Genomic DNA, 874 nt, shown 5'->3' on the forward strand with positions numbered 1-874 from the left:
TGGCGTACCGACAGTCATCCCACGATTCACCAAGACCATCAATGCTTGGATAACCTGACGGGCTGCCTCACAGGCAGTCTCTTCCCCCAAAACCTGGACAATCTCCGTACGGGCATGAATTATCACATCAAGTTCTTCTTCCATTAAACGAAGATGGCGCTCATTGGATCCAAAAAGATGAAACAAGTCATCTGGATGACTCAGTTGAATGTCTATTGAATGTTCCTTCAAATAAAGAACCTCTCTAATCCGTTTATTTCTTTATATTATAGCAAAGAGAACAATAAAATACTAGCCTCATCTCATTGTCTCTAGTGTTCTAAGTATTCTTGCCAGATGACGTCAAAGTCACCTAGGTTAAAAGAAAAACTGGCATGCTCCTCCAAAAAACGACTGACTTCGTCAAAATCATCTGTGTGTTTTGGAAAGGCTGATTCTCCGAAAGCCAAGTCAGCCAAGATGGCTTTGGGACTGTTACTTTTAGGATTGCGCTCGGTCATGAGCCAAGTGTAAAATGATTTTCTCATAAGCCACCCTAAATCAACTCTGTCCCAAACTGATCTTGCTTGATTTTGCCAGCCTTCATCAAGCCACCGAGCGCTTTCTTGAACTGACCTTTAGAGATACCAAAGGTTGCCTTGATATCCTCAGGAGAAGACTTATCATTTAAGGTCATGAAACCGCCATTGCTTTCCAAGTAGGTCAAAATCATCTGAGCATCATTTTCCAACATTTCAAAGGAACGTGGTTTGAGGGATAAGTTCAAGGTACGATCCACTTCACGGAAACCGATTACACGCGCATCTAACACTTGCCCCAAACGTGGCTCTGCGTAGCGTTCACTTGGGTGAATGAAACCAAGCATGTTATTCTC

The 874-nt window shown here is 42.9% G+C and carries 1 protein-coding gene and 2 pseudogenes; all 3 read right to left on the minus strand.

Annotated features, from left to right (window positions below):
• Positions 1–231 (minus strand): annotated as a pseudogene (locus tag SORDD16_RS05465) (PhoH family protein); the annotation flags it as partial.
• Between the two features lie 80 nt (positions 232–311).
• Positions 312–527, minus strand: coding sequence for a YozE family protein (locus SORDD16_RS05470; RefSeq protein ID WP_061452662.1), 216 nt, complete (start codon positions 525–527; stop codon positions 312–314).
• Between the two features lie 8 nt (positions 528–535).
• A pseudogene (cvfB, locus tag SORDD16_RS05475) lies at positions 536–874 on the minus strand (RNA-binding virulence regulatory protein CvfB); the annotation flags it as partial.

The organism is Streptococcus oralis (genome assembly GCF_001578945.1).
GTDB classification, from domain to species: Bacteria; Bacillota; Bacilli; order Lactobacillales; family Streptococcaceae; genus Streptococcus; species Streptococcus oralis_Q.

Excerpts from the sequence above, each read along its gene's own strand:
- SORDD16_RS05470 (WP_061452662.1), bottom strand. The coding sequence starts at position 527 with ATGAGAAAATCATTTTACACTTGGCTCATGACCGAGCGCAATCCTAAA.